The organism is Streptomyces himastatinicus ATCC 53653 (assembly GCF_000158915.1).
Taxonomy (GTDB): Bacteria; Actinomycetota; Actinomycetes; order Streptomycetales; family Streptomycetaceae; genus Streptomyces; species Streptomyces himastatinicus.
Genome location: NZ_GG657754.1, coordinates 466,727 through 469,626, shown reverse-complemented (window position 1 = coordinate 469,626; position 2,900 = coordinate 466,727). Strand labels below are relative to the sequence as shown.

1 protein-coding gene and 1 pseudogene are annotated in these 2,900 nt (G+C 73.9%); both read right to left on the bottom strand.

What is annotated here, in order from left to right; translation table 11 throughout:
* Window positions 1-1,404, bottom strand: a pseudogene (locus SSOG_RS53080) (hypothetical protein); the annotation flags it as partial.
* Window positions 1,405-1,762: 358 nt separating this feature from the next.
* A partial coding sequence (locus SSOG_RS01990; protein ID WP_063631530.1) for a lipase maturation factor family protein occupies window positions 1,763-2,900 on the bottom strand: 1,138 nt, incomplete at its 5' end.

The following is a 2,900-nucleotide window of genomic DNA, read 5'->3' as shown; positions in this document are numbered from 1 at the left end:
TCCAGCGCCGCAGCACGCGCCACACCTGGGCGAGCCCGGGGCCCGCAGAGCAGATCCGCCGACCAGCACACCCCGCAGCTCGCCGCGCCGTACGACGCCGATGCCGAAGATCGGCAGCGCCCAGCGCCGCGTCCTCCTTTGGCCGCTGAGCAGCAGCACGCCGTGGCCGTCGGTCTGGAGTCCGCGCACCCGGCCGGGCAGCGCCGTGCCGCGGGCGAGCAACTCGTCCGCCCAGGGGGCGATCTCCTCCGCACTCGCGTGCTCGGTGAGGACCAGCCGGTCCGCACCGGAGCGGGCGGCGGCCACCACGGCGTCGGCCAGCGGGTCGAGTTCGCAGCCGACGCGGACCCGCGCCTGCCGCCGGCCGTGCGGGTCGCACAGGTCCACGGTCATCGCCGACGGGCTCGACGGGGGCGCCGCTGGGGCGTCGTCCGGCCGCTCCAGCCGCCAGGAGCCGCGGGTCCAGGGGCCCGGACCGGAGAGTTCCGGCAGCGAGCGGCGGTCCAGGACGGACTGCGCGGCGCTCCACGCCCCGGCCTCGTCCAGGTCGCCGACGGTGGCCACCGACAGCAGCCGCGGGCGGTGGGTGCACAGCACGCCCGAGTCGATCAGGACCGCCGAGATCCGGTCCAGCAGCCGCAGCGCGGTGCCGTCCATGGGCACCACGCCCTCGCGGGCCAGGGCCTCGCCCAGCCGGGCGGCGAAGGCCTCCCGGCCCATGGCGGCGGCCCTCGGCACGGTGGCCAGGATCGCCTCCGCGGCCCGCCCCGGGTCCCGTGTCCAGGCCAGCAGCCCGCCCGCGCCCATCAGGGACGCCAGCGAGGTGCGGTCGACACAGGTCTCCACCGGCCCGGCGGGCAGCGGCGCCGGGCGGGGAGCGCGGGGATGCGAGCGCGGCGGCAGCCCGTCGGAGCCGGGCACCAGGTCGGGTTCGCGGCGCTGCCACACGGCCTGGCGGCCGCGGATCTCGGCGAGTTGGAGGAGGCGCTGCACCGCGTCCAGTGCCAGCGGGGCCTCACCCCTGGTCAGCGCGTGCACCACCGCGCCCGACACGCCGAGCAGCAGGGTGGTGTGGGCGGGGCCGAGCCGGGACTCCAGCAGACCGCGCAGCCGCGGCTGGACCTCGGCCATCACCACCGGGATCCGCAGCGCGGGGGTGAGCGCGGGCAGCAGCGTCACGCGCCGGACCGTGGCCGTCACCAGGCCCACGCAGTCGGCGACGAGAGCGGTGGCGGCCAGCGTGGCGGGAGCGGTGTCGTACGGCGGATACGGGCGTTCGGCCGGGAAGGCGTCCGTGCCGGTCCCGTGCGCCTTCTCGATGTGCTCGATCACCTGGAGGACGTCGTCGGCGCCGAGATGGTCCTCGTCGTAGTCGATCAGCACCTGGCCCACGGCCGCGTTCACCCTCGGCCCAGTTGACGCCGTGCAGGCGGTGCAGCGCGGCCCTCAGCTCCCCGGCCAGCCGGTCGTGGGCCTCCCCGTGTCCGGTGAGCCCGCGCACCTCGACATGGGCCCGGCCCTCCCGCGCCCACACCCTGCGGCGGGTGCGCCGCTCACCGGTGTCCCGCAGGACGTCGGCGGCGTCCGCGAGGCGCAGCCGCAGGCCGCTGACGCCGCGGACCGGCAGGGTGAGGAGATCGGACAGCATCGCAAATGGCAGCACCGGCCGCGCTCCCTCGGTCGCCGAGAACCCCCAACAGCACTATGTGTGCCTAATTCCCCGAAAAGTAAGCAGAAGGGGCGGCCGGATGGCGGAAGGGCGTCACGGCCCCGGAGGGTCCATCTGCTCCAGCCGGACCGGCGGCAGGAACTCGCCGATCAGGGTGCGATGCCACCACCCGCCACCGGCGCGCCGCTCCCGCCGGGTGGTGAACCGGTAGAGGTACAGCCGGGCCCGGATGTGGGTGGGCGGCTCGTCCGGGAAGGGGCAGGTGCGCAGCAGCTTCAGCGTGGCCCGGTCGTTCACCAGCAGCTTGCCGACGAGCGGGGTGAACCACGACCCGGCGTACGCCGCCGAGATCCCGGCGAACCACATCATCCAGTCCAGCCGCAGATGGTACGGCGCGAACTGGCGCGGCATCCTGCGCACATCGCCCGGTTTGCCCCGGAACTCGTACTCCTTCCACACGGTGTCCGGGGTGAGCACACGTGCGGCGGTGCCCTCGATCACCACCTCCTGCCGGCTGCGGTTGACGCTGCCGAACGCCCCGTAGGTGTTGACCAGATGGAGCGGGTTGAAGGAGTAGTTCATCAGCTGGCGGCCCGAGAGCATATTGCGGGCGGGCCAGTAGCTGAGCACCACGACGAGGACGAAGGCCGCCGCCACCAGGACCTCGTACCAGGCCGGGGGAGCAGCGAGCGGGGGCGGCGTCGGCAGCGGCAGCACCTCGGCGGCCATCCGTCCGTCGACCGCGGAGAGGGCCAGCAGGATCGTCGCCCAGTTCAGCCAGGAGAAGTTGCCGGAGGCCACCAGCCACAGCTGGGTGACCACGATGATGCCCGCGGCCACGCTCGCCGCGGGCTGCGGGGTGAACAGGGCCAGCGGCACGACCAGCTGGGACACGTGGTTGGCCGCCGTCTCGACCCGGTGCAGCGGCTTCGGCAGATGGTGGAAGTACCAGCTCAGAGGGCCGGGCATCGGCTGGGTCTCATGGTGGTAGTACAGGCAGGTCAGATCGCGCCAGCAGCGGTCCCCGCGGAGCTTGATGAGCCCGGCGCCGAACTCCAGCCGGAACAGCAGCCAGCGCAGCAGCCACAGGGACCAGGACGGGCGGCGCGGTCCCTCGTTCCCCAGGAACACGGCCAGGAACCCGGCCTCCAGCAGCAGCGACTCCCAGCCGAACCCGTACCACACCTGCCCCACGTTGACGATCGACAGATACAGCAGCCACAGCACCAGC